Genomic DNA, 1,304 nt, shown 5'->3' with positions numbered 1-1,304 from the left:
AGGTACCCCGGGGATAACAGGCTGATCTTCCCCAAGAGTCCATATCGACGGGATGGTTTGGCACCTCGATGTCGGCTCGTCGCATCCTGGGGCTGGAGTCGGTCCCAAGGGTTGGGCTGTTCGCCCATTAAAGCGGTACGCGAGCTGGGTTTAGAACGTCGTGAGACAGTTCGGTCCCTATCCGCTGTGCGCGTAGGAGTCTTGAGAAGGGCTGTCCCTAGTACGAGAGGACCGGGACGGACGAACCTCTGGTGTGCCAGTTGTTCTGCCAAGGGCATGGCTGGTTGGCTACGTTCGGGAGGGATAACCGCTGAAAGCATCTAAGCGGGAAGCCTGCTTCGAGATGAGGGCTCCCACCCACTTGATGGGGTAAGGCTCCCAGTAGACGACTGGGTTGATAGGCCGGATATGGAAGCACGGTAACGTGTGGAGTTGACCGGTACTAATAGGCCGAGGGCTTGTCCTCAGTTGCTCGCGTCCACTGTGTTGGTTCTGAAACCACGAACAGCCTGAAGTGTCGGCTGGTTTGTTTGTTTCATAGTGTTTCGGTGGTTATAGCGTAGGGGAAACGCCCGGTTACATTCCGAACCCGGAAGCTAAGCCTTACAGCGCCGATGGTACTGCAGGGGGGACCCTGTGGGAGAGTAGGACGCCGCCGAACAATTTTCGGGAGAACCCCGCACCGATTCCGGTGCGGGGTTTTCTGCGTTTAGGCTCGTGGTATGAACCACGATCTCGTCATCTTCGACAACGACGGCGTCCTCGTCGACAGCGAACCCATCTCCAACCGGCTGCTGGCCGAGTACCTGACGGAGGTGGGCCACCCCACCACCTACGAGGACTCCGTCCGCGACTACATGGGGTCCGCGATGCACCGGATCCACGACCTGGTCGAGGAGCGGACGGGGCAGCGGCTGCCGGCGGACTTCGACGAGGTCTTCCACACCCGCGTGTTCACCGCCTTCGAACGTGAACTGAAGGCGGTGGACGGCGCCGCCGACCTGCTGGAGCGACTGAGCGAGGACGGAGTGCCGTACTGCGTGGCGTCCTCCGGCAGCCACGAACGGATCCGGGTGGGACACCGGACCACGGGGCTGGACCGGTGGTTCGACGACGGACGGATCTTCAGCTCCCAGGACGTCGGACGTGGAAAGCCCGCACCCGACCTCTTCCTCCACGCGGCCGCCCGCATGGGGGCCGAGCCCGGCCGGTGCCTCGTCGTCGAGGACAGCCCCCTCGGCGTCCAGGCCGCCGTCGCCGCCGGCATGGACGTGTACGGGTTCACCGCCATGACGCCCGCCGCG

General features: G+C 63.1%; 1 protein-coding gene and 2 rRNA genes. All 3 read left to right on the top strand.

Features of this window, described 5'->3' with window-relative positions:
- Window positions 1-466: ribosomal RNA gene (locus ACFYWL_RS31220) — 23S ribosomal RNA — on the top strand; the annotation flags it as partial.
- 78 nt (window positions 467-544) lie between these two features.
- Window positions 545-661: ribosomal RNA gene (rrf, locus tag ACFYWL_RS31215) — 5S ribosomal RNA — on the top strand.
- Between the two features lie 61 nt (window positions 662-722).
- A partial coding sequence (locus ACFYWL_RS31210; protein WP_386980437.1) for an HAD family hydrolase occupies window positions 723-1,304 on the top strand: 582 nt, incomplete at its 3' end.

Source organism: Micromonospora sp. NPDC002575 (assembly GCF_042889525.1).
Taxonomy (GTDB): domain Bacteria; phylum Actinomycetota; class Actinomycetes; order Mycobacteriales; family Micromonosporaceae; genus Micromonospora; species Micromonospora carbonacea.
Note: the sequence above shows the minus strand (reverse complement) of the source record. Positions and strands in the feature narration are given on the sequence as shown.